This is a genomic window from Mesorhizobium calcicola (assembly GCF_042682105.1).
Classification (GTDB): Bacteria; Pseudomonadota; Alphaproteobacteria; order Rhizobiales; family Rhizobiaceae; genus Mesorhizobium; species Mesorhizobium calcicola.
Genome location: NZ_JBHUGY010000008.1, coordinates 74168 through 100532 on the forward strand (window position 1 = coordinate 74168; position 26365 = coordinate 100532).

17 protein-coding genes and 3 pseudogenes are annotated in these 26365 nt (G+C 58.9%); 12 read left to right on the forward strand and 8 right to left on the reverse strand.

Annotated elements, in window-relative coordinates; all coding sequences use genetic code 11:
- Positions 1–39: 39 nt before the first annotated feature.
- The 3 genes and pseudogenes from ACFSQT_RS03895 to ACFSQT_RS03905 form a co-directional block, all read right to left on the reverse strand.
- Positions 40–906 (reverse strand): host specificity protein, encoded by an 867-nt coding sequence (locus ACFSQT_RS03895; protein WP_378924336.1) that lies wholly within the window; start codon positions 904–906, stop codon positions 40–42.
- A 268-nt stretch (positions 907–1174) separates the two neighbouring features.
- Positions 1175–1519: pseudogene (locus ACFSQT_RS03900) on the reverse strand (class I SAM-dependent methyltransferase); the annotation flags it as partial.
- A 21-nt stretch (positions 1520–1540) separates the two neighbouring features.
- The gene (locus tag ACFSQT_RS03905; RefSeq protein WP_379017089.1) at positions 1541–3949 is read right to left on the reverse strand and encodes a hypothetical protein; all 2409 of its coding nucleotides are present in this window, start codon (positions 3947–3949) and stop codon (positions 1541–1543) included.
- Positions 3950–5425: 1476 nt separating this feature from the next.
- Between ACFSQT_RS03905 and ACFSQT_RS03910 the strand changes: the two genes are divergently transcribed.
- The 5 genes and pseudogenes from ACFSQT_RS03910 to ACFSQT_RS03930 all read left to right on the forward strand — a co-directional run.
- On the forward strand, positions 5426–5767 hold the full coding sequence (locus ACFSQT_RS03910) for an ArsR family transcriptional regulator (RefSeq protein WP_378924345.1): 342 nt from the start codon (positions 5426–5428) through the stop codon (positions 5765–5767).
- Between the two features lie 39 nt (positions 5768–5806).
- Positions 5807–7144: a serine hydroxymethyltransferase gene (locus tag ACFSQT_RS03915; protein ID WP_378924340.1), complete on the forward strand. Its 1338-nt coding sequence runs from the start codon at positions 5807–5809 to the stop codon at positions 7142–7144.
- Between the two features lie 58 nt (positions 7145–7202).
- On the forward strand, positions 7203–8378 hold the full coding sequence (metK, locus tag ACFSQT_RS03920; protein ID WP_095085167.1) for a methionine adenosyltransferase: 1176 nt from the start codon (positions 7203–7205) through the stop codon (positions 8376–8378).
- Positions 8379–8482: 104 nt separating this feature from the next.
- The gene (locus ACFSQT_RS03925; RefSeq protein ID WP_379017091.1) at positions 8483–9475 is read left to right on the forward strand and encodes an adenosine kinase; all 993 of its coding nucleotides are present in this window, start codon (positions 8483–8485) and stop codon (positions 9473–9475) included.
- A gap of 240 nt (positions 9476–9715) precedes the next feature.
- Positions 9716–10026: pseudogene (locus tag ACFSQT_RS03930) on the forward strand (Ros/MucR family transcriptional regulator); the annotation flags it as partial.
- A 66-nt stretch (positions 10027–10092) separates the two neighbouring features.
- Here the strand turns inward: ACFSQT_RS03930 and ACFSQT_RS03935 are convergent.
- Complete coding sequence (locus ACFSQT_RS03935; protein WP_245331118.1) at positions 10093–11139, reverse strand: YopT-type cysteine protease domain-containing protein; 1047 nt, start codon at positions 11137–11139, stop codon at positions 10093–10095.
- A 486-nt stretch (positions 11140–11625) separates the two neighbouring features.
- Positions 11626–12486 carry a MurR/RpiR family transcriptional regulator gene (locus ACFSQT_RS03940; protein WP_379017093.1) on the reverse strand — a complete coding sequence of 287 codons (861 nt, stop codon included), beginning with the start codon at positions 12484–12486 and terminating at the stop codon, positions 11626–11628.
- A 689-nt stretch (positions 12487–13175) separates the two neighbouring features.
- On the opposite strand from ACFSQT_RS03940, the gene ACFSQT_RS03945 reads away from it, so the two are divergent.
- The 4 genes from ACFSQT_RS03945 to ACFSQT_RS03960 all read left to right on the forward strand — a co-directional run bounded on the left by ACFSQT_RS03945 (position 13176) and on the right by ACFSQT_RS03960 (position 18152).
- Positions 13176–13676 carry a hypothetical protein gene (locus ACFSQT_RS03945; RefSeq protein ID WP_379017094.1) on the forward strand — a complete coding sequence of 167 codons (501 nt, stop codon included), beginning with the start codon at positions 13176–13178 and terminating at the stop codon, positions 13674–13676.
- A gap of 200 nt (positions 13677–13876) precedes the next feature.
- The gene (locus tag ACFSQT_RS03950; RefSeq protein ID WP_379017095.1) at positions 13877–14200 is read left to right on the forward strand and encodes a hypothetical protein; all 324 of its coding nucleotides are present in this window, start codon (positions 13877–13879) and stop codon (positions 14198–14200) included.
- A gap of 1266 nt (positions 14201–15466) precedes the next feature.
- The gene (locus ACFSQT_RS03955) at positions 15467–16747 is read left to right on the forward strand and encodes a M16 family metallopeptidase (protein ID WP_245331116.1); all 1281 of its coding nucleotides are present in this window, start codon (positions 15467–15469) and stop codon (positions 16745–16747) included.
- A 4-nt stretch (positions 16748–16751) separates the two neighbouring features.
- Complete coding sequence (locus ACFSQT_RS03960; protein ID WP_379017196.1) at positions 16752–18152, forward strand: M16 family metallopeptidase; 1401 nt, start codon at positions 16752–16754, stop codon at positions 18150–18152.
- A gap of 878 nt (positions 18153–19030) precedes the next feature.
- Here ACFSQT_RS03960 and ACFSQT_RS03965 read toward each other — a convergent pair.
- Both ACFSQT_RS03965 and ACFSQT_RS03970 read right to left on the reverse strand, forming a co-directional pair.
- Entirely contained in the window at positions 19031–20299 is a 1269-nt protein-coding gene (locus ACFSQT_RS03965; RefSeq protein ID WP_095085164.1) for a CaiB/BaiF CoA transferase family protein, read from the reverse strand.
- A gap of 260 nt (positions 20300–20559) precedes the next feature.
- Positions 20560–21690: a CaiB/BaiF CoA transferase family protein gene (locus tag ACFSQT_RS03970; protein ID WP_167392130.1), complete on the reverse strand. Its 1131-nt coding sequence runs from the start codon at positions 21688–21690 to the stop codon at positions 20560–20562.
- A gap of 393 nt (positions 21691–22083) precedes the next feature.
- On the opposite strand from ACFSQT_RS03970, the gene ACFSQT_RS03975 reads away from it, so the two are divergent.
- The 3 genes from ACFSQT_RS03975 to ACFSQT_RS03985 all read left to right on the forward strand — a co-directional run bounded on the left by ACFSQT_RS03975 (position 22084) and on the right by ACFSQT_RS03985 (position 24882).
- Entirely contained in the window at positions 22084–22629 is a 546-nt protein-coding gene (locus ACFSQT_RS03975; RefSeq protein ID WP_245331115.1) for a DUF4143 domain-containing protein, read from the forward strand.
- A 665-nt stretch (positions 22630–23294) separates the two neighbouring features.
- Entirely contained in the window at positions 23295–23609 is a 315-nt protein-coding gene (locus ACFSQT_RS03980) for a helix-turn-helix domain-containing protein (RefSeq protein WP_095085309.1), read from the forward strand.
- Position 23610: 1 nt separating this feature from the next.
- Complete coding sequence (locus ACFSQT_RS03985; protein WP_379017098.1) at positions 23611–24882, forward strand: type II toxin-antitoxin system HipA family toxin; 1272 nt, start codon at positions 23611–23613, stop codon at positions 24880–24882.
- Positions 24883–25755: 873 nt separating this feature from the next.
- Here ACFSQT_RS03985 and ACFSQT_RS03990 read toward each other — a convergent pair.
- Positions 25756–26155, reverse strand: a pseudogene (locus ACFSQT_RS03990) (transposase); the annotation flags it as partial.
- Positions 26156–26365 lie beyond the last annotated feature (210 nt).

The window sequence follows — 26365 nt, forward strand, 5'->3', positions numbered from 1 at the left end:
AAAAGGACAAAGCAACCACCGGTGATTCGCTCTCTTTCATTACCGATCCTGGTTCAAATTGAGATTTTTGAAATACCAAGACGGGTCATCATCGGACGAGTTTGTCTCAAAACTTGCTTCGCTGGAATTGGCCCCAATGCTTACTTCGCTATCGGCATCATAGCCCTCGGCATTGGACAGATATAGAGGAGGTTTGTCAGCCCGCTGCCATTCACCGTCACTATTCTTCGCCCATTTTTCGGGATGCTGTGTAGGATCAAGTATCCATCGATTGTCACCCACGTGAACAAAGCCCATTTGGTCTAGGCGGGCTTCATTTTCCGTCGCGGCAGGTCGTGACATGACCAGCGCCTGATTGCCGTCGAGCCGAAGTTGATGTTCAAGCAAAATATCGCCTGCATTGTCGGCTAGAGGATGAGTAACCCGAAGGTCTACGACGGATGTGATCCGATCTTTCCCAGGAAACTGTTCCCGCCACGATTCTCCTTCGATGCTAAATCCGCCTTCTGTTCTTAAGATCCCAACGCTTTTTTTGCCTAGCTGATAACTAAAGTATCGCGCCTCTTCCGTATCATCGTGGGTACCACCGCAGAGCCTTGCAACCATTACCGTGCGCGCGGCTTTTGAGGACACGAAATCCGTGTACTCTTGCGGATTGTCCGCGATTTGTTTGATTTCATCGCCGTAAAATTCCCTCACTTTCCTACCGAATGAAGACCTGTCGATCTCGACGATAGGAGGCTGGGAAACGAGCGCGTATGGCCGTGCGGGCGCTGAAGACGAACTAGCATGGAGATCAGGCGCCATGCTTGCAATTGTTTCCCCAAAGCTATCACTGTCGTTAGACGGCGTTGTTTCGTTAGCTTCGCAGGCGCTTGTAGATGAGCCACTGATTCGACTGTACATGGCAATTCGTTTCCCTTTTTGGCATGAATCTTTGGAGGTGAGCTTGGGGCGTTGGGTTGCGCTCGAAAAGATACTCGAACGAGCTGACAGTGAGCTGATCCGCACGTAAGAGTCGTTGCCGCGCGGCGACGCGCTGTTTGATCTGCACGTTCTCATCCAATTCCTGGGCCTTCAGCATCTCGCGCAGCGCATCGCGGAGCGGAACAGCTTGCGGATTGATGCTGGCGCGCTTATCGGGAATGCTGCCGGCTCGATGCCGGCATCAGCCTCGGAAACTATCTTCGGGCAGTCGAACGGCAACGACGAGATTGGTCGACCTCGCAATACGCTCTCGCGCTCGGCTATCGATCTTGTCCATGATGTCGAATACGTCATGAACACTGCGAACCCGCCCGGCTTCAAGAGATCGATCGAGCGCGATGCAGTAGTCATGAAGACGCAAACCCATCGAGCGATAGGCGCGCTCGCATCGTACCGCGCGATCGTATAAGGGCGGACCAATGGGGATCGAAACTCGCCGGCAGCTTGGTGCGGGCGAAGTCGCCGGTGAGGATGCGCGCGGCTGCCGCAGCCGGACGACGCGTGCGATCACCGGATCGAGCTCGATCCCGGTGGCACCGCGAGAGGTCCCCACCTATATCCAGCGTCGAGCACCCCGCACCGACCGGTGCTCCGCCTCGGCAAGCGGGTGGCGTGGCTGGCCGCCAGGCACTGTGGTCAACAAGGACTTACAGAACGCAGGGGTGAGCTTGCCGCGGTGGATCACGACGTTCTCGTGACCGATCGCAGCCCGGGCGTCCTGCCACTGCCGATTGTGGCCGCGCTGTTCATTGGACTTGACGTGGCAAGCGGCGAAGTCGGCGTCATCCAGCATCGCCAACTGCCCTGCAAATACCGGTTGCTGTGTATGGATGTGCACCCACATCGGCCTCGGCATTGCACCATTGCGCAGCGCCTTGGGCTGCAGCCTGATCTCGAACAGTGTCCCTGGCTCGTCCCTCAACGCGCGTGGTCGATCGGCAGGCGTCAACTCGTTGGCCTCCCGCAAGTGTTCAAGGTACTTTTGTGACGGAAAGGCGTAGGTCTTCATGCATTCGATCGAAGTAGAGGCCTTTTCCTCGGTCAAAGCCTTGGCCAGTCCCCGCGCTTCGGACAACATCCCCTTGAGCTGGACTGTTTTGTCGTGCACTTCGACCACTTGCGCAGGCGTGAATAGGCCGCGTCGACGAGGTTCCTCCAACGCAGCCAGACAGGCCTGCATCTCGGTGGCCTGCGTCTGCAGGCGCTCGACCACGGTGTCCACGGCGTGGTCGGAGTCCTCGGGTTTCATCTGGCGCGCTCGCGAGACGGTCCGTTGCTGACTAGCCAGATCGAACTGCAAAAGTTCGTCCAACCGCGTGAGTCGTCCCGTCAGGGCCGCCCTCGACGCCGGGGTCTGCCAGATCGCCAAATGTGCAGCCGCCGACGACGCACTTGCATGCGCCTCCTTTGCGCTCACGAGCTTCTTCGTACCTAGATCCGAGCGCACGAGAACCTTGGTTGCTGGCGCCGTGACGCTGCCGCCGGCAGCGACTTGCGGCCGCCCGGTAGCCGAGCTGCCGGCGCCAGCGGCCTGCTTGCTCTTGCCTTTCCCCTTCCTGCGCGATGCAGAGCCTTCGGCCACTGCAGCCTTGCCGTCGGCCGGTATCGCAGCGCCGGCGTCAGCCCACGGTGTAGTGACGGCTGAGGTATTCGGCTGCAGTGCCAGCAAGTGCATAACCTCGTGCGCAGTGATCCAAGCGTCGTCCACGATCTGGCCCAACAGTTGCAATGGGAGGTCGGCACCTGTTCGGCCATCGCTTAGCTTGGCAACGATGTCGTCTTGCAACGCCAATGCAAATTCCGAAAGCCGCTCCATGACGCCTTCCAGAACGGCACAGTGCTCTGCGTCGAGTGGGCGCCCATTGCTCTTCAGAACAGCGTCGGACGTAGAGAGGAATGCCGGAAAAACGTCACCGACGAAGGTTCCCAGCAGACGCACCCGTCCCTTCTCATCCATGAGGATGTCCCTCACGGCTGGTTCGAACGTGCTCGCCAGCGGCTCAATCTTGACCTGCGCGAGAGAGATCCGCGATTGCACCAGCGTGACCTTGTTATTCACTAGCCAGCCGGTGTGCAGCCGCAGGGCGGCCTCTTCGACCTGTCGGATCTCGGTAGTTGCACTTGGTAAGTTGACAGTGGCCGCGCAGACGGACCGCATCCGTTCGCAGCGCCATGTCTTCTTTTCCCACCACTCCATGCTGAGCACATGGGGCTGCGCTAGACTGGAAACCGATCGGCTCAGCTGGTCGCCGGTAGCGCTGGCTTGGAGCCCCCTGAGCAGGGCGGTCGTACGCTCCTTGCTCTGTTCCAAGGCGTAGATAGTCGGTCTGCCCAGTTGGTCGCATTGGTCCGCCGCATCGAGCACAGTGGAGCGGACTTGACGCGCTTCATCGTCGGACAGAATGCTCCACGCCACAGCCTGTGGCAGGCTCGCGTAGTAGTCCAGAACTGCTGAGCCTGCATTGACCACCCGATCGATCAGCTCTTGCGCCTCCTCCAGGTTCCGGGCCTTCATGGCCGCATTGCGGCATGCCTCCAGTTCCTCCTGCAGGCCGTCCACTCGTTGCTTTGCCGCGTTGATTTCTTCGCCTCTCAAGGAAATGGGGACTGCCACATCCCAGGTTGGCGGCTGGCTGGCTCCAGCCTCGGACATTGAAGGATAACCGCGGCGGCGCGCAGTGACAGCCCGCCTCGTAGTGGCTGTACGTGGGCTTCGATGCGCGCCAACGGAGGGACCGGAAGGCCCATCGCCAAGGACATCATCGGCACCGGGCGGAACGCGAGCGAAGGATGTGCCGCTATCTTGAGGTCCAGAGCGCATTTGCTCTACGACGGAATCGAACGATTGGCTACCTTCCCCAGGGGCAAGATTTGATTGCGAGCGTGAACTGCTCGATGCCCATGTGCTGTCGGTTCCAGCATTGCCCATGCGCGATCTTCCGGGTCGGCCAATGCCCGTCATATTCCATCTCCGATGGTGTTGGGGCTGATCTCGGTCAGCCGTGGTGTTTCAGAACTTCGGCGTATAAGTGCGATCGCCCAGATGAAACGTGGCATGAGGTGTGAAGACCAGCAGCATGGCCGTCGACCGTCGCGGTCAGCCCGGGGCCGGACGGCGCGGCCTACATCCTGGCCAAGCTCACCTTAGCAGTAGCGGCCAGGACTCGCAGCGATCGCCTCATGCCGCACGTCGACGCGATCTGGCGTCGCAGATCTTCTGGAAACATGCCAGGATCGAGCCCGTCAGACCAAACCACGAAAGCCAAAATCTGACATGCTTTCCTTCCTCCAATTGTTGCCCAAGGCTCCTATTAGGAGGTCTAACTTTCGAGAAGCTGACGACTCCAAGAGCCAATGATGGCGACATTGATTGGCCCTATGGGCGGTGCATCCTGCGTCCGAGCATCCCTGCCCGGCAGGATCAGCAGAGCTTGCGAGTACTGCGCAGGATTCACAGGTCTGAACGCGAAAGGCGACAAGGGGAGCAGCTCTCGCTCGGTTGCGAGTTCGCCTTCTCTTGCTGGTACCTTTTCTTGCCCGGCACCGCCTAAAACGCCCCTGCGGTTCAGGCCCGCGCGACCCAAACTATTGCTTTATGGTCGTCGTCCCAAAACCACTGCGGTCTTTGGCGGATATGCATTAGCCAATAAAAAACCGGCCTCAGCGTGCTTCTGATGCCGGCCATTCAGGTCTTGGGATCGTCGCACCCGATTTCCAGGGAAACCGAGTTGGTTCGATCCGACGCTGACCCGTAGTTGGAGGGCTGGGGGTTTACAAGCCGGTGCCGGACCGAACCGTCTCAGGCAACGCCGACTGTCTCGTTGGAGATTGAGGCGGCGGCGCGGCTAAATTCCGGCGACAATGCGTCAAAGCATCACCAATTCCAACAGCCACTTCGCAAACGTGACTGGATGTTTCCGAAATAGCGGTGCCGGCTCTCGTAGCCGGCCTTGGTGCCGAGCGAAGGGTCGAGCATGCCGGATCACGGTGGCGGGACGCAGGACGCAAACCATCCGCAATATTGATCCGTCTGCATGAGCCGGCCACGCGCGCGCCGCGACTATAGCCGTGCGCTTCGGCCTGCGCGAACTCGACCAGATCCTCAGGCCTACGAACGTATGGCAGCAGTCGTTGCAACAAATCCTTCAAAGAAATTCGTAGAGTCTTTGCAACTCCACCCCCCCGCGAATGGTACGCATGTCGCATGATGGAAGTGGGGATCAAATCATGGTGCTGCATGCTCTCCGAGGGCCGAACAGCATGCATCTCGGTTTTGAAGGGCAGGTCAATAAAAGCCCCACCTTGGTTGCGGCCCAACGTGTACACCTTGGTCCAAGAAGCTATTGGTTCGGAAGCTGTAGCATCTTCGGAGACGCCAAATGACGAAGTCAGCAGGACCAGTGCCGCAATTTTTGATGTGGCTTGATGCTTACCAATGATGACACTAGTCAATCGCCTGAGGACGGCAGCGCATCTTGATCGACTTCGAATCCTTGGCCTTTGCGCACACGCGAGCCTAACGGTTTGCGAGCTAGCGAAAGTTCTGGGGTTGCGGCGCGAGCTTGTTGGACGACACGTCCGGCGGCTCGCCAAGGCTGACTTTCTTTGCTGCAACGAACAACGTCGGGGGTCTTCGTACCATCTCAAAGCGGGAGGCAGGGACGGCGGGCTGGTTCAATTGTTGATTGATCTCCTGCCCCACGACGATGGCTATCATAAACGAGACCTGCAACGCCTCGAAGAGATACGAGATGCGCGGTCCAAGGAGACCGCCTGCTAGCCGTGAGAAGGATCAATCCAATTGGAACGGGAAACTGCCATGGAAAATTCCGCCGCCAGTGCAAGCGCGCCGCTCGACACCTACGGACGGTCTCCCCTGGCCGCGGTTGATTCCCGCGTTCACGAACTGCTTCAAAAACAGGTGCGGCAGGAGCGTACGACGCTCAAACTCATCGCATCGGAGAACTTTGCCTCCTCGGCGGTGCTGGAAGCGACCGGCTCGATTTTCACCAACAAATACGCTGAAGGGTACCCTGGTGCGCGCTATTACACGGGAAACGAGATCGTCGATGAGCTGGAGAACCTCGCTATCGAGCGCCTGAAGGCGCTATTCGGCTGTGAGCACGCTAACGTCCAGCCTTATTCCGGCTCGCCGGCCAACCAGGCCATCTATCGAGCACTTTTGAGCCCCGGGGATAAGGTCATGGGCTTGCCCCTCCCCGAGGGAGGCCATCTCACGCATGGTTGGTCGGTCAACTTCTCCGGCAGTGATTATCAACGCGTCCCCTATGGCCTGCACGAAAACACGCAGCAAATTGATTATGACGGCTTGCGCGACACGGCCAAACGGGAACGGCCGAAACTCATTTGGGTCGGCGCAACTGCTTATCCGCGTGTCTTTGACTACGCGGCAATGGCCGAGATCGCTTTGGAGGTGAACTCCTATCTGGCGGCCGACATCGCACACATCAGTGGCCTGATTGTCGCCGGAGCCCACCCGAATCCTGTCGGCCATTGCGACGTCGTCGGCAGCACGTCCCACAAGTCGATACGCGGTCCACGCGGTGGGTTCATTTTGTCAAGGAATGAAGACCGCCATCAGGCGCTCCATCATCCGAAGAACAAACACAATCTCGCCAAACGCATAGATCGCGCGGTGTTCCCTCTCCTGCAAGGCGGGCCCCATATCAATATCATCGCCGGGCTAGCTGTCGCTTTGGAGGAAGCCTCTCACCCGGCTTTCCGTGTCTACGGTCAGCAGATCGTCAAGAATGCCAAGGCTCTGGCCGAGGCGCTTCTGGAGCGAGGTTATGAGCTGGTCACCGGCGGGACCGACAATCACATGCTGATCCTTGATCTTCGGGATCGACCATTGTCAGGCAAAGCCTATGCCGAGCGACTGGCAAAGGCGGGCATCATTACGAACTTCAATATGGTGCCGGGCGACCCGCGAGACCCGGCGGTCACAAGTGGTATCCGCTTAGGCACACCAGCAGTGACGTCCATGGGCATGCGCCAGGGAGAAATGGTGCAGATCGCCGCTTTCATCGACCTGATCTGCCGCGAGCCCGCCGACCCAGATGTTCATGCCTCGGTGCGAAAAGACGTTGCCGACTTCTGCGCTGCCTTCGATGTCCCTGGTATCACCGACCGATAAGACGGCCGAATCCAGCGCACTCCCATACAACTCCAGCACCCAGAAGCGAGGGCATTCCATGACCAGGCAATTCGTGTTCACTTCCGAATCCGTCGGCGCGGGACATCCAGATAAGATGGCCGACAACATCTCGGATTCCATCCTCGATGCAATCCTGCGTAACGACCCCAAGGCGCGCGTGGCCTGTGAAGCATTGGTCAAGACCGGAATGGTCGTTCTGGCTGGCGAGATCACCAGCAGTGCGCAGATCGATTACAGCCAAGTTGCCCGCGATACGATACTCGATATTGGATACGACGACGATGCCATCGGCTTTGATGGTCGGCGTTGCGCCGTCGTTCTGGCTCTCACCGAGCAGTCGCCCGACATTAGCCAGGGCGTTGACAAGGGTCGAGGACAGGATCTCGAGCAGGGGGCGGGGGATCAGGGCCTCATGTTCGGGTACGCATGCAACGAGACCGATACATTGATGCCTTTGCCGATCCAACTCGCTCACCATTTGACGAAAAGGCAGGCAGAGGTCCGGAAAACGGGACAGCTTAGCTGGTTGCGTCCGGACGTAAAATCTCAAGTGTCCGTGCGCTATGAAGGTTTGCGCCCGGTGGCGCTGGATACCATAGTCCTGTCGACGCAGCATGACGAGGTGGTCTCACAAGAAACAGTAAGAGAAGGCGTCATTGAGGAGATCATAAAGCCGGTTTTGCCGCCCCACCTGGATACGACGGGGCTCAGGTTCCTGGTCAATCCAACGGGCCGGTTCGTGATTGGTGGGCCGCGCGGCGACTGCGGGCTCACCGGACGCAAGATCATCGTCGATTCCTACGGCGGGATGGGGCGCCACGGCGGCGGCGCCTTTTCGGGCAAGGACCCATCCAAGGTTGACCGGTCAGCTGCCTATGCGGCGCGGTACGTTGCGAAGAATATCGTAGCTAGCGGACTTGCGCAGGTGTGTGAGGTGCAGCTTGCCTACGCCATCGGCGTGGCCGCGCCGGTGTCTATTCACGTCAACACCTTCGGGACCGCAAGGATCGATGAAAAGCGGATCGAGCGCCTTATTCCCGAGTTATTCGATCTGCAACCGAAAGGCATTATCAAGATGCTTGATCTCCTACGCCCGATATACCGCAAGACCGCGACGTACGGGCACTTCGGCCGTGAAGAGCCCGAGTTCACCTGGGAGAGGACGGACAGAGCCGACGACTTGCTGCGTGAGGCAGGACCTGCAGCAGCTTGAGGGCCGACGCTGGATCAAGCGCATGCGGCACCCATTCCAACTCGCTAGACCCGCGCCCGACCGGCATGGCAAGAAGCCGGCTGGGTTTTTTGGCGGAGACATTGATGCCGGATTATGACGTGCTTTGCATCGGCAATGCCATTGTCGACATCATCGCCCAGTGCGACGAGGAATTCCTCGAGACCAACGGCATCATCAAGGGCGCGATGAACCTCATCGACACCCAGCGCGCCGAACTGCTCTACAGCCGCATGGGCCCGGCGATCGAAGCGTCCGGCGGCAGCGCCGGCAACACGGCGGCCGGCGTCGCCAGCTTCGGTGGCCGCGTCGCCTTCTTCGGCAAGGTTTCGAACGATGCGCTGGGCCAAATCTACGCGCATGACATCCACGCGCAGGGCGTCGCCTTCGACACCAAGCCGCTCAAGGGCGAGCCGCCGACGGCGCGCTCGATGATCTTCGTCACTCCCGACGGCGAGCGCTCGATGAACACCTATCTCGGCGCCGCCATCGAACTCGGGCCGGAGGATGTCGAGGCGGACAAGGCTTCCGGCGCCAAGGTCACCTATTTCGAGGGTTATCTGTGGGACCCGCCGCGGGCCAAGGAAGCGATCCGGCAGACGGCGAAGCTGGCGCACGCGGCAGGCCGCGAAGTGTCCATGACACTCTCGGATTCGTTCTGCGTCGACCGCTACCGCGACGAGTTCCTCGAACTGATGCGCTCGGGCACCGTCGACATCGTCTTTGCCAACAGCCACGAGATCAAGTCGCTCTACCAGACATCGTCGTTCGACGAGGCGCTGGCGCAGATTCGCAAGGATTGCCGGATCGCCGCCGTGACCCGCTCGGAAAAAGGCTCGGTCATCGTGCGCGGCGACGAGACCGTGGTCATCCAGGCGACCGCGATCAAGGAACTGGTCGACACGACCGGCGCCGGCGATCTCTATGCCGCCGGTTTCCTGCACGGCTACACGCAAGGCCGCGACCTCAAGATCTGCGGTGACCTTGGCTCACTGGCGGCCGGATTGGTGATCCAGCAGATCGGCCCGCGCCCGCGCCAGAACCTGCGCCGCGAGGCGGAGCAGGTGGGATTGCTGTAGGTGGACATTTCAAGGAGGAGCTGCCTGCTTCGTCCTTGAGCAGGCTCGCCCGCCGTGAATGAAATGCCCAAACGCAAGTGACTACTCCTCAAGTGTTTAGCAGGCTAAAGCTTCTCTCCCAACGCGACTATCGATGCCATGACGACAGATAGCAGCTTCTTCAGTTCCACATCCCTCCGAGACGCACGATCCCCTGACACCATCTTCCGTCATAGCTCTTTAAGCCGCCCGGAGAGTTTCATGACAGAACAAGCCGACAAAAACATCGACAACCTCATCGAGCTCACCGCCGATGTCGTCTCAGCGTATGTCTCCAACCAATCCGGTCCCGGTGGGGGATCTCCCTGCCCTGATCGGCTAAGTGCACGCAGCCCTGAGGGGCACGGCCGCAAGCCTCTCGGCAGAAGAGCCGGTTACCCTCAAGCCTGCTGTGCCGATCAGGAAGTCGGTGACACCGGACTACATTTTCTCCCTTGAGGAACGGGAAGAAATTCAAATCGCTAAAGCGCCATCTGTCGACCCATTACAGGCTGACGCCGGATGAACATCGCGGCGATCGGGCCGTGTTCCGCACAGTGACGAAGGTGATATCCAGCCGTCGAAAAGTTCGGCCCGACTCAGTACATCCTTTGTGTGGTGACTGTCGACAAATGCTGCCCGTTTGGGTTCCTGTAACGATTGGTGAGGCTTTGAAACAATGAAGCCATCTCGCGTGATCCAACAGTAAATTCTCCATAATTAGGATCGAAGAGCGTGGTCATTCCATTCGACGCCGTGGTCGCAATTGTGTGTGCACCACCTTGGGCGAAATACAGGCTCAGCAAATGGGTCGATCCGTCTTCGGTGATTTTGTCAAGCATGCGCGAGAAGCTCGAAGGCTCGCCGAATTTGTGTTTCTTCTCTTTTCCGGATGGTGCCAATCCCGCCTCCTGCAACACGGTGTTTTGTGCCTGAAGGTCGGCCTGAGAAGATCCTGCACCCTCGCTTCGCAATACATCCTTGAGGTCCTGATACTGCTGCTGCCGCACAGCCGCTGAGGCATGCCTTTCCGATCCAGGTATTAGCGCATTCATTCGGGCTGACGCGCTGTTGTTGCGATTGAGTAGCCACTCCGCAGTCAGCCCAACGCAGATGCCGTTTTCATTCGCCTGGCTCAATTCGGCCGTCCTGTATTCGAACACGGAGGTGCTCGGCCTCGCCGGAGAAGATGTACTGGCGCTCGTGGTGGAGGAGTTTGAACTGTGAAAAGTTGCATCCGATGTGTGTGGCTTGCTGGCGCAGAGCCCCATTTTGTTGGGCAACGCCTCAGGTGGCAGCGTCCTCCACGGCGCGAGATTTTGCTTGGTATCCGTTGCTGGCGATGTGGGATTCACCAAAGACGGTGGGACTTTGGGATAGCCGTCACGGTCACGTAGCTCCTTAGCATATTTGACCCGCTGATCGCTATCGAGCATAGAAATCGTTTGACCAAAGGGCTTAAGCCCCCCAGAGGGATTATGGCGCTCCATAGTGAGGGGATTTACGGCACCGGCTTGCGGAGCCTTGTTTAGGTGCAGTTCAAAGTCCCCTTGCCCAGCTTGGAACGCTTGCTCCTGGTGCGTCATGGCGTAGGACGCTGCGAAATTTGGATCCAAGGGAAGATCGAGATTGCGAAATGGGTCCATGTTGCCCTCCGAACGGGGTTGGGTTGACTAGCCTTGGCGCTCTGATGTTATCCGGCTTAGCTTTCGAGAAGCTGACGAGCACTCTTAAGGTTTCACATGAGCATTGCCAGGCGCAGTGTTCTTCCGAGGAGACTGCCGTGCGCCAAATTACGCCGCGGTATGCTCGGCATTGGCCAAGACGGTGGGGGTCGGCCGCAAGCCGAAACAGCCGGAAATGCCTGAGCCGGCGCCGGCGAAGCGGACCCTCGCGGCTTAATTTCATTGTCTGGACTTTTTTCGAAGCGCGCAGCTGCCACCGGCATGATCTGCGCAGAATATGAAAGGCGGGATTAGCCGCGCTATTTGCGCGGCGTTTGCCGAGGCGTCTACCCTTTTGCGGCTGGATTAGGAGCTTGGAAGGCGTTGTCGGACGAACCATCTGGACGACCTCCGGAAAATCACTGTTGCCGGCAGCCTGGCTGGCGCCATGCCCGTTCGATCCAGATGCTATCGGCGAGGCTTCCAATAAATGCCGAAAGCGGCAAGCCGCTCTTCCGATTGTTTTACCCGCTCTGCGGCATCCGTTTCGGACCGCCCGGCCGTCAGTGCCGCCAGAAGCTCGACGGCGGCGAACGCCGGCGCCATGCTTCGGAAAAACGACTGCGAATTCGACGTGACGATGATTGTCTCCCGCGCGATTCGCGTCAGCGGAGACACGCTGCTGTCGGTGATTGCCACCACGCCGACGCCCTGCCGGGCCGCCTGGCGCGCCACGTCGATGGTCGTGCGCTCATAAGGCGACATGCCCACAGCCAGAAGCACGTCGCCACGTCCCGCGTGCTGGAGGGCATCCAGGCCCTGTCCAGCCATCTCGCCGACAAGCGTCACCTTGCGGTCACCGCCAGCCAGAAACGACATGACGTGAACGAAGTGGCTCGCGACCGGATAGGCCGAGCGTGAACCGAGACCGAAAAGATCGCGTGATCTTGCAAGCAGGTCGGCGGCGGCGATGAACTGCGTGGCATTGCCGTATTCACCGAGGCTTGAAATCTGGGCCGCAAGCGTGTCGGCAACGACGCCGGCAGTCGAATATCCCGGATCGCCACGCTGTTCGATACCCTGTCGCGCCGGCTCCCCCGCGATCGTCTCACGCAGCGCGCGCGCATAAAGGCTGCGCATATCCTCGTAGCCTTCAAGGCCAAGCCATCGCGCCAGCCGCATCATCGTGCTGTGCGAAACACCGGCCTGGTGCGCCTGCTCGCGCATCGACATCAGCGCGACATCCTTGGGATGATCCAGCACGAAACGCGCAGCGACCCGCAGCTGCGGCGGCATATTCTCGAACTGTTCGACCAACAGCTCGGCCAAAGGACCCTTTTCCAATCTGAAATACCTCATTCGCCCAATTGCATATCTCTAGAAACAATTGGAACTTGTAGTGCCCTTAAGTATCGCAGCGTTCCGGCACTTTGCCGACGCAGGGGTCGATTCCGCTAATGCGCACGGTAATACCTTGCTGACAGCCGCGCACCGAACTCGAGAGCACGATCCCGGCTGCGAACGCAATCTGCGGCGTTGCCGCTACGCCGGCCTCGCCATGACCGGAATGTCGCCCGTCCACATATCGCCCTAGCACGGCTTGCGCGAGATTTGGATCGAATGGATCGAGCTTGCGAACTCGTGATTACCCCTTCAAATAGCGGTAGGTTGGTTAGCTAGCGGTAGGTTGGTTAGCTAGCGGTAGGTTGGCTAGCCTTTCGCGTTCGCATGCTATTCGGCTCAGCTTTCGAGAAGCTGACGAGTCCTCTTGAGGAATTCCAAAAGCAAATTGCCTCGCCATATGTCTTCAACAGCGCGTTGCGGCACGTTTTGGCGCTCTATAACCGGACCATTCCAATGCAGCTGGTCGACATGCGCAACTCCTGGAGTCCAATCCGCGCGCGGAAGATGGGTGCGCCGCCGCCGGGATTACTCCACGGAGCAGATCCGGCAAATTGCGGCCCACATCTTCTATCCCGTGTTTGAGGCGCCGCCTGAAATAGATCACCTAGAGGCGCTTGCAAGCCGAACATGGCTCCAGTCAAGAGGCAGGTGTTAACCGCCAACGACCAGATGCAGGAGCTCTGCAATTTCATGGGCATCCGGTTTCTGACCATGCCCGCCCCAGCGACCTGGCCAAGGCGGAATTCGGCCATTTCGATCTGGAGAAGCTTGTCTGGCCCAAGCACAACGCCAAAGGCATCAAGCTGCCCGTTCGCTCTACGAGTACACCTACCGTGCGGTGCCGATCCATCTCAGGGTTGCTGGGGTGGTGCAGGCCCAACGTCTGCGCTGGCCTAAAATCAAAATCCTGTTCCCGCGTCCCCGACCACCAGCTCTACGACCTCAAGCGGATCGCGATCTCTCTGATGTTGACGGGCCAGGGAGTATCGCATGAGGCCATATCGCACTACGTCGACCACAAGGGGGATCTCGAAACGACGATGATCTACGATCTTGGCTTGATCGACCCCTTGCTTCCGGCCACCGAAAGGCTCGGCGCCCTTTTCGGCATTTAGGCTCTGATCACAGTAGGAAGCTCGAACAGCATTCTTACCTCGGGCCGCCGTCTCCTGATCGGAGAGGCAGCACGAGAGCGCTGAGGGCTTGGATTGCGACCAAATCAACTTTGATCTGGATCACAATCGAACGATCCGTCAGATTCGGGTCAGGCTCGTACACTACGAGTGCGATGATTGCACACTAGGAGTACGTTGATATGGGCTACCAGAAGAAATCAGAAAAGCGAGTTGGCCGCTCACATTTGCAGTTGGCCACCATCGACGGCGCATTCCTGCCTACTCTACAATTGTCCCTCTACCAGCGGGAGGGTCCTACGCCGACGAAGAAGTCCTTTTTCCAACAATTGCTCCTGGATTTTGCTTTCGCTTGCGAACTATATTATCCGGTTCAGCAATATGAACGTTTCGCAATGGAGGAGGAAGATAGCCGCGATGCACAGCCTCAATTCGAATCAATCCACGCAGCCAATTCCCGCACGTCCCGCCTCACCCCGAAGATTCAGGAACCTCGGAATCCGTGAGCTATGATGATGCCTTCCACAATGCCAATGCTCGCCAGTCCCGCAGCCAGTACCTTTGCACAGAGGATTTGACGGTTTCGGCGGGTTGTAACCTGGGTAGGCTGTCGGGTTCGACGAGAGGTTTGACCTGCTGCCAGTTCAATACCGCGCGAGGCCAGGGTGGATCAATCGAGCGCGCTCGAGGGTGAGCCACCATCTGATGGACAGAGAGCGCGGTGACGCGGCAGAAGAGCTGCGTGTCGCGTTCGGCCGGCGAGCGACCGTTGAGCGCTGTAGGTCCAGATGAACGCGAGATACTGGCCTTGCTTTCGGTTAAGCAGGGTAGCGGCTGTCTGCCAAGGAATTGATTCATTTTCTGATTCTTCCAGAACCTCCGCAATTGAGAAGGAGGCCATTCCGATGAATGCACTCTATCGCGTCGATCTCGACCAACCCGGACCTGTCGACCCACACGCCCGCGCCTTATCAGGCTCTGCCGCCATTGGAGGCGGGAAGCATCCTGCGACGGCTGGAATACAATTACACGCCCACGCATGCCAGCAGGCTTAACAGGTCGAGATCGAGATCGGCGTCCTGCGCAGTCAATGCCCCGACCGCCGTATCGAAAGTTGCGACAGCCCATTGCCAATCGTCGCCGCTAGGGAAAACCAGCGAAATAACAGCGGCGCCGGCGTCAATTGGATATTCTAAAGCGAACAGGCCCGCCTCAAAATGGCCAAAGCCTATCCAATGCCCACCGGCAAAGTGTCATAATCCCTGTGCAGAGCCACGAGTGGCCGCACGCTCAATGCCCTTCCGCGCCAGCAAAGTATCGTCCCAAACCGCAAGCGCTCGCATCCAGCGCCGTCCGATATCCGACAATGTGGGATACGCGACATTCGCGTATCCATTGCTCAGAAACGGTTCTCATTTGGCACGGGACGTGCGTGCAACCAAACCGCGTGCCCGCCAAGGAGAAGCTGTCGCATGGTCACATCACCGAAAAAATCCGCCGCCGGTCTCCCGGCTCGGGAGAAGGACGCACGAGTAAGCCCTTGCAACATGGATCCGATTGCTCACCCGAGTGGGCGCTGCCCGCTGCTCCACCTTCTCCCACAAGGAAAGACGGACACCGAGCACCTTCAACATGAGGAACAAATCACCTTGCCTGGAACCTTGCCGATCATCTCACCGCCACAATCGGAGCCGTGGACCAAAGTTCCGTTTCACCGGCTGCGCAGGGCATTTATTGCGACCGCGTTGATTCTCGCGACGACCGCTCCGGTTTTGGCTGCCAACGACGACGGCAGGGTGACGTTCCTGCTCTACAACGGAATGGAGGTGGTCGTCATCCCCGATCATCATGCGCCGATCGTCACTCATATGGTGTGGTACAAGATCGGCAGCGCCGACGAGTCGCCCGGCAAGTCCGGCATCGCGCATTTCTTCGAGCATCTGATGTTCAAGGCTACGGCCAATCACGCCGCTGGCGAGTTGACCCGCGCCGTAGCCGAGATCGGCGGATCAATTAACGCCTTCACCAATCGCGATTTTACCGCCTTCTTCGAGACAGTAACACCGTCGGCATTGGAGCAGATGATGGGCTTCGAGGCCGACCGTATGCGCAACCTCATCCTCACCGACGACGTCGTCAAGATCGAGCGCGACGTGGTCCTGGAGGAACGCCGTTGGCGCATCGAGACCAATCCGGGGGCTATACTTGACGAGGCGGTCGATGCCACACTTTGGCAGAACCAGCCCTACCGCATCCCGGTCATCGGCTGGATGCATGAGATTGCGCAGCTTAACCGAACCGACGCCGTCGCCTTCTACAACAAATATTATAGCCCCAACAACGCCGTGCTGGTGGTAGCCGGCGACGTCGAGCCGGAAACGGTGAAGGTGCTGGCCGAGAAGACCTATGGCAAGGTCCCGCGTGGACCGGAGCTGCTGCCGCGAGTCCGGCCGGTCGAGCCTCAGCAGAACACGAAGCGCACAGTGACGCTGACCGACGCGCGCGTTTCGGTGCCTCGCTTCTCAACACATTGGGTGGTTCCGTCCTATCGCACGGCCGAGCCCGGCGAGGCTGAGGCGCTCGATCTGCTGGCCGAGATCCTCGGCGGCGGCAGCCGCAGCCGGCTCTATCAAGCGCTTGTGGTGAAAGAGGGCGTCGCCACCGGGGCCAGCGCCCGATTCCAGGGGGCCTCGCTTGATGCCACGAAGTTCGCGATCTCCGTCTCGCCGCGCGGCGATGCAAAGCTCGCCGATCTGGAAGCCGCGGCGGGTGCCGAAGTCGCCCGGATCGCCAAGGATGGCGTTGGCAATGACGAGTTGGACATGGCTAAAGACCGCTTAAACCGCTCGGAGATCTTCGCCCAGGATCAGCAGTCCTACATCGCCAACATATATGGATCCACGCTTGCCACTGGCGGCACTCTGAAAGATGTCGAGGAATGGCCGGACCGCATCCGCAAGGTCACCGCCGATCAGGTCAAAGCCGTTGCAGCCCGCTATCTCGTGCCTGGCCATTCGACCACCGGCTATCTCGTTCCCAAGACGGAGAATTGATGTGATGACGAACCACCAACACCGCGGCACCTTTGCATCTGCCTCCCCTGCTCTCCTTGTGGGAGATGGGAGGACCGCACGCCACGCCACCCTGCTGGCCATCCTGCTCCTCGCCGTCGTCTTCCTCATCCTGCCAGGGCTCACCGCCCAAGCGGCTGCGATGAACCTCCAGGTGGTGAAATCTCAAAAAGGCATCAACGCCTGGCTGGTAGAGGACCATACGGCACCCATCATCACCATCGGCTTTGTCTTCGATGGCGGCACCGCGCAGGACCCGGTGGGCAAGCTAGGGCTTGCCAATCTAATGGCCGGCCTCTTCGACGAAGGCTCGGGCGAACTCGACAGCAATGCCTTCCAACTGAAGCTCGATGGCGCCGGCGCCGAGATGGGCTTCAACGCATGGCGCGACGGCATCTATGGCTCGATGCGCATGCTTTCCGAACGGAAGGATGCGGCCTTCGACCTGCTCAGGATCGCGATCAACAGGCCCCGCTTCGATCAGGAGCCGGTCGACCGCGTCCGCGCCCAGATTCTTTCCAGCATCATCGCCAAGGAGCGCGAACCTCATGCGATCGCTGAGCTTGTATGGCGCCGCAGAATCTACGGCACGCATCCTTATTCGAGGCCGAGTAAGGGCACCAAGGAAAGCCTCGCCGGTATAACGCCGGCGGATCTAAGCGCCTTCCACACGGCCATGTTCGCCCGTGATGGGCTACACGTTGCGGTCGTCGGCGACATTGATGCCAAGGCCCTGAGTGAAAAGCTCGACCAATTGTTCGCCAATTTGCCTCAGAAGCAGGCGCTCGCCCCGGTCCCCGACATCGCCCCGAAGCTCGGCCAGTGGACGTTGGTCGCATACGACCTGCCGCAGACTTCGCTTCAGCTGGCTTTTCCCGGCATCGGACCCAACGACCCGGAATTCTATGCTGCGCAGCTGATAAACGATATACTCGGAGGCTTGCCATTTACCTCACGTCTGTTCCAGGAGGTGCGCGAAAAGCGCGGCCTTGCCTACGATATCGGGGCCAACCTGGAAGGCTACCAGCATTCCGACGCGCTTGTCGTGACCACGTCGACGCGCGCCGACAGGGCCGCCGAGACGCTAGGCGCAATACGTCAAGTTATCAAGGAGTTGGCGGAAACAGGGCCGACAGAGACCGAGCTCGAGGCGAGCAAGAAATATTCCATCGGCGCCTATGCTATCAATAATCTGGATTCCTCCAGCTCGATTGCAGCCACGCTCATCGGTTTGCAGCTCGACAAGCACGGCATCGACTACATCCAGCGCCGTCCCGCGCTCATCGAGCAAGTGAATCTCGACCAGGTCAAGGCGACGGCGAAGAAGCTGCTTTCGGCCGAGCCCGCCATCATGGGCGTTGGCCCGCGGCTGGACATCAAAGGATAAAGCCTGGATTCCAATTTCGCCGTCCTTCTCCCGCTGAGAGGCTTTCGGCAGAAGCGCAGTCCGGCCCCGTGGCTAATGGGATCTCATAAGATCGGCGAAAGGCAATTTCGCGGACCAAATGAGCCCTTACCAGCCAAGTCGCCAGATTGCGGCAAGCTCCTGCCCATACGAGCCTCTCTTCGCGCGGACTGGCCAATGAAAGTCGGCGCGGGGTCGCCAGCATCCACCGTCTGCCGCTGGCGAAAACATGTCGCATTGCTCAATTTTTTCAGCGACGAAACCCGAGCCGTCGACTAGCGACTTCAAACGTACTTCCTTCCCACTCGGGGACGGTAGTCTACCCGCTGTTTCGTCAAGGCCCTATTCGGACCTGGAAGTCGCGGAATACACACTGCCCATAATCGCTGCGTTAGGAAGGTGACCGGTATTGCCCCTGTGCCTGCCATGATCCGCCACCTGAAATCGCCCGACCTGTTTGGCGCGATCGACCGTGTGCCTGCGCTTGGTATCCTCTTCCGACCAACGCTCATGTCGTCTGAGCAGAGCGCTGGGGTGCCCCCTGCGACCCGCCCTTTGGACGAGCAAAGGGACGCAAGATCGCACCCGAGCACGCGAGTAAAAGAAGCGCCCAAGGACCTCTTGGCCGCGGATCTTAATAATGTCGTGGTTCGTGTCTTAGCGGAAACGGCGGATCGCGATCGCAGGAATTGGAGCATGATGCCGCGACGTTCGACAGCGCGAACACATTTGTATCGGCGTAGCAGGCTTCGGCAGTGGTATGCCGACGGGCAATCCTGTGGCTTTCGTGATGGCGTCTTCGCTGGCATTCAAGATCAGCAGCGACGCAAATGTCCTATATTGCGTCTCGGTTCGAATCGCTATGTCCGATTCTCCGGGCTGCCGGGCACACGAACTGCGCCGCTAGCAATCATCGCATCGATGCGGTCTTGATTGATCCCCGTCTCGCGCAGAACCTCCACTGAATGCTCGCCGAGATCGGGGGCAGGACGATTGAAAACGAGTGCAGAGCCTGAAAGCTTCAGCGGCTCCAGCGCGACGCGATAGCGGCCGCCGTAGCTGTGTTCGACGTCGCGGACCAGTTCGCTGGCCACATCAGGATCGGCCAGCGCCTGATCGATACTGCGTACAGGGGCCAGCAGGATACCCGTGGGTGCAAGGCGCGTAAGCGCATCATCGCTGGTCAGCTGACGCAGACGACCTGACAGGATACCGGCGATCTGGTCCCGGTTTGTCCAAGGGCCCTTCCCCGCCAGCAGCGGTATGATCTGCTTGCTGAGGCCCAACGCGGCGGCAAGATCGGGGAGGGATGCGGAGTAAGCCACCAGAGCAATCGCCCCGTCCAAGGTGGAATAGATGCCGTAAGGCGCTGGCTGGTGACTGTGGCTAATGCCATTTCGCCCTCGACTTGCCGGCTCCTGTGCGTTCAGCGCATAGCAAGACTCCGACGCCAGCAAGTGAAGCGCGCACGACATCATATCCACACGCACCCACTGACCAAGCCCTGTCTGATCGCGCTGGCGCAATGCCGCCTGAACGCCGATGACTGCTTGTGATGCTGTGTAGGTATCAACAACGTAGGCACCGGCAGGAACGGGCGGACCATCGGCTGCCCCACCCAGGCTAGCGATGCCCGACAGGGCTTGGATAATCAGATCCAGCGCCGGCTTGTTTCGGCTTGGGCCTGCAGGACCATAAGCAGCTATCGAGCAATAGATTATTCCAGGGTGCTCCGCGAGAACGGCGGAACTGCCTATACCCATCCGCTCCAAGACTCCGGGTCGGAAATTTTCCAGAATGACATCCGCCTGGGAGATCATCTCGCGAATGACCGCTTGTGCCTCAGGCGTTTTCAGATCAATGGACAGTGAACGCTGGTTGCGATTCATGCCCAAGAAATAGGGGCTGGGTGCGTCTGGGTCCGCCGTCGGCTCCTTGATCCATTTACGCTGATAATCGCCGGCCGGCGCCTCGATCTTGACGACTTCCGCCCCAAGCGAACCAAGATACTGCGCTGCGATTGGTCCTGCCGCGTAGTGCGTGAATGCCAAGACGCGAATACCCTTCAGTGGGGGCACGTGATCCTCCTCCTGCGGGCGGGCTTTCGTTCCTATAGAAGTATTTTGCATTTGAGTGCCTCCATTGGTCCCGGTTTCTTTGCCGATTCATAGCTGCGGTTGTTCGTCGAGATGTGCTCCCAGAACCCACCCACTCGCGCTCGTCCCCTGCTCACACGGCAAACGCGGCGCACGCGTCAAGCGCCGGCGCGGCGCCCCCATGATCGCCGCGATATGGACGACCGTGAATCAAATGCCTGTGGCCGAACTATCAGGAATTGCTCAAGTTGCGGGCACTCCCAGGGATAGTGAGAGAAGTGTCCCGCGACTGATCAATTCGGGTGGTCGCGTCCGGTCCTGCTGGATTCGCAGCGGGACAAAATTTCCTGAGTGTGCTCGCCGAGCTTTGGCGCGGGAAGCCGAATTCCGGTTTTGTAGCAGTCGAATTGTAGCGGTTGGTTCAGGTGCCATTCGTCGCCGTCCTCCGAGCTAAGCCGGACAAATAGGTCTCGTGTGCACAATTGCGGATCTCTCGCGACTTCATTCAGGTGAAGCACATCCCCCCAAGGAATCTCGATCGTATTAAAAATATCTGCCCACGCCTTTCGCGTTTCCTTGGCGATCGCGGTAGCAAGTTGAGCGCGATAGTCAGAAGCGTATTGTAGGCGGTCCTGACGGCTTGCCGAGGCCAGTTGCGCCAGACCAGTCGCCCGGCACAAAGCCTGCCAGTAGTGATCTTCATGCACGATGCTGAGCGTAATGAGCTTGTTATCTGCGCAAGCGAACGTCCCATTGGCGGGTTCGTCCGTGTACACCTCTGCCATTGGTCTTCCGTTTAGGCTCGCGTAGAGATACGGCGTCATCCATGACACCAGACTATCGGTCATAGCCAGATCGATGTAGCAGCCGAGTCCGGTTCGCTCCCGCGCCAGTAGAGCCGAAACCACACCCAGTGCTGCCAGGGTGCCCGAGGCGAGATCGGCAAGGGGCAATTGAAACTGTGCTTGCGGGTGACCGGTTCGACCCTGCTGAATTAGAACCCCGGCCAACCCTTGGCAGGTGAGGTCGTGGGCTGGGCGCCTGCGGTAAGGGCCATTCTGACCGAAGCCAGTCAATGAGAGATATATCAAACGGCGATTTACAGAACTGAGTTCCTCGTAACTCAATCCGAGTTTTTTCATTACGTCCGGCCTATAGCCTTCGATAATAACGTCTGCAGTTTTACTCAACTCGAGTAAGGATTCCTGACCGGCTGCTGACTTAAGATCAAGGACGACACTTCGCTTGTTGCGGCTCAACGAGGAAAAAAGGCTTTTGTGCTTTCGGGCCGGATCACCTCCGTCGGGCCTTTCGATCAGAATGACATCTGCGCCTAGATCTGCAAGCAGCAAGGTAGCATACGGACCAGGATACTGTTCCGCCAGGCTGAGTATTTTCACTCCTTCGAGTGGTGATTCGGTCACGAGAACCTCCACACAATCTTTTCCAAGTGTTGAGCGCGGCGCTTGTGGCGCCCCGTAAATTATGATGAGGGGAGCTTACCCAATTCAATGTTGCAACAGTGATAAGAGTTCGCGAAACATCGTAACTCACGGCCATTCCCGTATCGACGGTTGATGGGGCTTAATCGACCGCGGCCGCCGCGTTGGACGAAAAGCCGGCCGCTTCTTGCTCTTGGGATCGGCATGGATCGATCTCCTGAAGCAGTCGGGCGAAAGCCTCGCCGGCCGCATCGCCTATCTCGAGATGCGCCCGATCGACGGTCTGGAAGTCGGCGCCGCCGCTCTTGGGCCGCTATGGGTGCGCGGCGGCTTTCCAGACAGCTTTCTGGCCACTAACGACCGCACCAGTCAACGATGGCGGCAGGATTTCCTCCGCACCTATCTGGAGCGCGACATCCCCCTCCTCGGTCCGCGCATTCCGGCCGAGACGCTGCGCGGCTTCTGGACAATGCTGGCCACCACCAGGCCGGCCTACTCTACGCAGCCGAGTTCGCCCGCGCGCTCGGCGTCGACGGTAAGACCGTCGCGTCCTATCTTGATCTGCTCGTCGATCTCCTGCTGGTGCGCCGGTTGGAGCCGTGGCACGCCAATGTCGGCAAGCGTCTGGTCAAATCCCCCCGCGTTTATGTCCGCGACAGCGGCATCACCCATACGCTGCTCGGTCTCGCAACTCAGGAAGACGTGCGCGGACATCCAGTGGCCGGCGCCTCCTGGGAAGAGTTTGTAATCGAAGGCCTCACTGCCGCCGGCACCCTAAGCAACTTCTACCGAACAGTTGCGGGTGCGGAGATTGACTTGCTACTAACGCCGCCGGGCCAGCGCCTCTGGGGCATCGAAATCAAGGCGCAGCCTGACGCCAAGGGTGGAAAAAGGGCCTGCGAGGACCTTATTCCGGAGTAGCGCTTCGTTGTCTTTCCGGGATCGGAGCATTTTCCGCTCCAGCATGGCGTCGAAGCAGTGCCCTTGCAGGATCTGGGCCGGGCCGTACTTGACTTAGCATGATGCAGAAAAGTTCTGGCATTTCGGTCAGGGCGAAGCTCAAGCTCCCTCCACCCCACGATTGCGGCGGCTAGCCTTATTTGTGATCGGCCTCATCGGCCTTACGTTCGGCTTCACCAGCCTAATGGGGGATCCTCGCCTCAAGGCGGTCCATCGATGACACGAAAGAGAGGTGGATCGCACTTAATAACGTTTGAGGAGAGTGATTTCCAAAGCACGGTCCCAGGCCTTCGGGAATAATCAAACTTTTTTGTGGGGACGGGCGTATGCTTTCGATCGGTATAATATTTCTTTGGGCAGTTTTGAGTGTCTGTCACTTAGTGATTTACATTATTTCGGAATTAGGTAGCAAGTGCCACCAACCATCACCTCAACATTACTGGGTTCGTCTTCCAATCCGTGATGCTCAGGACGGGATCAACATGGCTTACAAGCCGCGTTGATGAATGCATGAGGCTGCGTCAGAATCTTTTCACATTCGTGGAGGTAGGTAGCCAACCCTTGAATTCGGCTTTGAAAAGAACATATATGTTCTTATACGACGGAGTATGAGGAACCTTACGTTTATGTCAAAGAGCTCCACATCGCTTGAAATCCTCACCGATGCAACGGTGGTTGCGCTGGAAACACTTGGCTCTCATCTGCGCATCGCCCGCGAGCGTAGAGGAGACAGCCTGAAGACCATGGCCGCGAGGATGGGGACTTCGATCCCTACGCTGCGCAGGATGGAGGCGGGCGATGCAAAGGTGTCGATAGGTGTTTATGCCGCGGCGCTTTGGATTTTTGGGAAGTCCGAAAAGCTTGCTGAGGTTCTCAAGCCCAGCGAGGACGAGTACGCCACGATGCTCGATGTGAACCGGGCGAGCCGAAAGAGAGTATAGTATGAACGACTTCCGGGAAAACTTTCTTGCGGTCTGGTATCTCGAAAATCCGATCGGGCCGCGCCTCGTCGGCCGGGTGAAGCTCGAGGCGGGCAATCGGAGATGCCTTCTTGAACTGGATGAGGAGTGGAGGCGTTCGGGATTCCCTCTCTCTCCGGATCTCACCCATGACAAGAAGGTGCATGCTCCCTTGAGGGACATGGTGACTCCTGGCGCAATCGAAGACGCTATGCCGGATCGCTGGGGGGAGCGTATGATCAGGGTCGTCTCTCGCCCCTCGCGCATGAGCCCACTCGACAAGCTCTGGTATGCGGGCGACCGCCGTTTCGGTGCGCTTGGGATGTCTTCCAGCTTCGATGAATATCGTCCCGTCGACGAACAGCCGCTCATGAGTGTGGATTCCCTTCAGGAAGCGGAGGCGCTGATTGCACGCGTCCTCGAGCGTGAACCTCTCAGCGAGCGAGAAAGACAGCTCATCGCCAGCGCCGGCAGCATGGGCGGCGCCCACCCCAAGATGCTGATCGAAGCTGATGGAGAAGAGTGGATCGCCAAGTTTCCTCGCGGCAGCAACGTGGATCAACTCCTTGTCGAGCATGCCTGCATGGAACTGGCGCGCAGAGCCGGATTACACGTCGCATCGTCACAGGTCATCCCCGGCGGTATCGATCATATTCTGACGGTCCGTCGTTTTGACCGTGTTGGAGGTCTGCGCGTCCACGCTGTTTCAGCACGCACGATGCTGGCCTCGGAGGCCGACGACAGCTATGCCACCATCGCGGCGATCATCCGGCGCCATGGAGTCGCCGACTGCATCCAATCGATGCAACGAGAACTATTCCGCAGAATGGCGTTCAACATCATGATAGACAACACTGACGATCACACGAAGAACCACGCCTTTCTCCATACCGAGGACGGATGGCTGCTGTCGCCGGCTTTCGACATTCCGACGCAAATGAACGGTCTCGGACAACAGGCGATCCAGATCTCTCCGAACCCCAGGTTTCTGAACGACTTCAGTATCACACACGCCATGGCGGCGGCGCCTCACTTCGGCATGTCAAAAGAGGATGCTCAGCACGAATGGAACCAAGTGGCCGGATGGATCGGAAGATGGCAGGACATTTTTTCAGAATTCGGCGTCGCCGGGGTCGACATCGACTACCTTGGAGACATCTTGGATTCGCCAGCGATGCTCGAGCATCGTCGAGAGGCCATAGAACCGTCTAATATCGGTTCACCTGATACGCCGAACGACAGATGTCGCCCCTAGACTGGCACGTTTCGCGGGGGCTGAACTTGGTGGCAGTTGCTACCTAATTCTGCATTATTTCGTAATAATTTCTGGTATTATCCAGATTGTGTTTCTGACCAGATCACGTTTTTCATCAAAACCAGAAGAGTAGGCGCTCCCAAAATGGCGGCGTGACCCTCGCCTGGGTCTCTTCTTGATAAGGAATGAGCCGCTGATAGGCGCGCAAGGCCTTGCTCTTCCACTCCGCCGTCTTGTCCTCGCCGGCATCGAGGTCACCCGCGGGACGTGATCTCGGTGGTGCGTGGTCTCCTTTCCGGCGCTCTAACGCCGGATGATCCAGGTTTGACATCCCCGGAGACTACGCCGACTCCCAATTCCAACCACTTCCCAGACAGCACCATCGGATGCCCGGCAGGAGACTGAGCTCACTGCCGGGCCGGGTACGCCTTGGGAGGTGGCGTAAGTCAGCGGTTTTCGTGGCCGTGGGACGACTTCCTCAGCCCGAACGCGGTTTGCCTGTAGCCTTGCATGTACTGTGCCAAAGCAAAAAGGCGTTCAAATACATCCGATAGATCAGAGTCTGCTGCGTTGCGTATCCGACATTGTCAGGTATCGGACGACACTGAACGGGTCTGAACGTTTGAATGGCGGATGAACCAGCTTCTCCGGGGAAATCTGTGTCCATAATTCCGGAGACGGCGCTGAGCAAGCGGTACCTGCTGCAGGCCCGGCACGCCATTATCGATCGATTGCGACGGCTCTCTCCTGCCCATTGACCCACAGGAAGGCGGCCATCCGCCGCGATCGCGGCCACGACCACCGATGGCTTCCTGCCTGCCGGCGGTGTTGAGGCGATGATTGCGACCGCAGAGCTCCTAGAGCACGTCCTGTTTAATCTTGGTCATATCCGGCGGCCTGGAAGTAGTTGGCGTGAACTGATCAAGGAGCGAGCCGACCGCGTCCCACAGAGCCGTGATGGTTCTCTCGGCCTTGGCGCGCAGGAGTGCCTTGAGTTTTGAGAAGGCGTCCTCGACGGGATTGAAGTCGGGGCTGTAGGGCGGCAGGAACATGAGCCTTGCGCCGGCGGTCTCGATCACGTCCCGACCGCCGGCCGCCTTGAGGGCCGGCAGGTTGTCCATCACGACGATGTCGCCCTCCGACAGGTCGGGACCAGCACCTGCTCGATATAGGCCAGGAATACGTTGCCGTTCATGGCGACGTCATAGACGAACGGGGCAGTCATGCCCGTCAGCCGCAGCGCTCCGGTGAAGGTCGTGGTCTTCCAGTGGCCAGCCCCAGCCGCGTCCAAGGGTTCTGTAAACAGGGCCGGATCAATCGCCTTATCTGGTCCGGAAGCGACACTCATCGCCAAAGGGCGGTACCATCCTTTGATGTCCGACCCAGCTTGGCCGCCAACGCCACTGTGATCTTTCGAGTGAGCGACCGAGTCCGGTCTTGACAACCGTAGGAAAATGCACGCCCCCAGAATATGCGATGCGCC

Excerpts from the sequence above, each read along its gene's own strand:
- ACFSQT_RS03895 (WP_378924336.1), bottom strand. The coding sequence starts at position 906 with ATGTACAGTCGAATCAGTGGCTCATCTACAAGCGCCTGCGAAGCTAAC.
- ACFSQT_RS03905 (WP_379017089.1), bottom strand. The coding sequence starts at position 3,949 with ATGACGGGCATTGGCCGACCCGGAAGATCGCGCATGGGCAATGCTGGA.
- ACFSQT_RS03910 (WP_378924345.1), top strand. The coding sequence starts at position 5,426 with ATGACACTAGTCAATCGCCTGAGGACGGCAGCGCATCTTGATCGACTT.
- ACFSQT_RS03915 (WP_378924340.1), top strand. The coding sequence starts at position 5,807 with ATGGAAAATTCCGCCGCCAGTGCAAGCGCGCCGCTCGACACCTACGGA.
- metK (WP_095085167.1), top strand. The coding sequence starts at position 7,203 with ATGACCAGGCAATTCGTGTTCACTTCCGAATCCGTCGGCGCGGGACAT.
- ACFSQT_RS03925 (WP_379017091.1), top strand. The coding sequence starts at position 8,483 with ATGCCGGATTATGACGTGCTTTGCATCGGCAATGCCATTGTCGACATC.
- ACFSQT_RS03935 (WP_245331118.1), bottom strand. The coding sequence starts at position 11,139 with ATGGACCCATTTCGCAATCTCGATCTTCCCTTGGATCCAAATTTCGCA.
- ACFSQT_RS03950 (WP_379017095.1), top strand. The coding sequence starts at position 13,877 with ATGGGCTACCAGAAGAAATCAGAAAAGCGAGTTGGCCGCTCACATTTG.
- ACFSQT_RS03960 (WP_379017196.1), top strand. The coding sequence starts at position 16,752 with ATGACGAACCACCAACACCGCGGCACCTTTGCATCTGCCTCCCCTGCT.
- ACFSQT_RS03965 (WP_095085164.1), bottom strand. The coding sequence starts at position 20,299 with ATGCAAAATACTTCTATAGGAACGAAAGCCCGCCCGCAGGAGGAGGAT.
- ACFSQT_RS03975 (WP_245331115.1), top strand. The coding sequence starts at position 22,084 with ATGGCGGCAGGATTTCCTCCGCACCTATCTGGAGCGCGACATCCCCCT.
- ACFSQT_RS03980 (WP_095085309.1), top strand. The coding sequence starts at position 23,295 with ATGTCAAAGAGCTCCACATCGCTTGAAATCCTCACCGATGCAACGGTG.
- ACFSQT_RS03985 (WP_379017098.1), top strand. The coding sequence starts at position 23,611 with ATGAACGACTTCCGGGAAAACTTTCTTGCGGTCTGGTATCTCGAAAAT.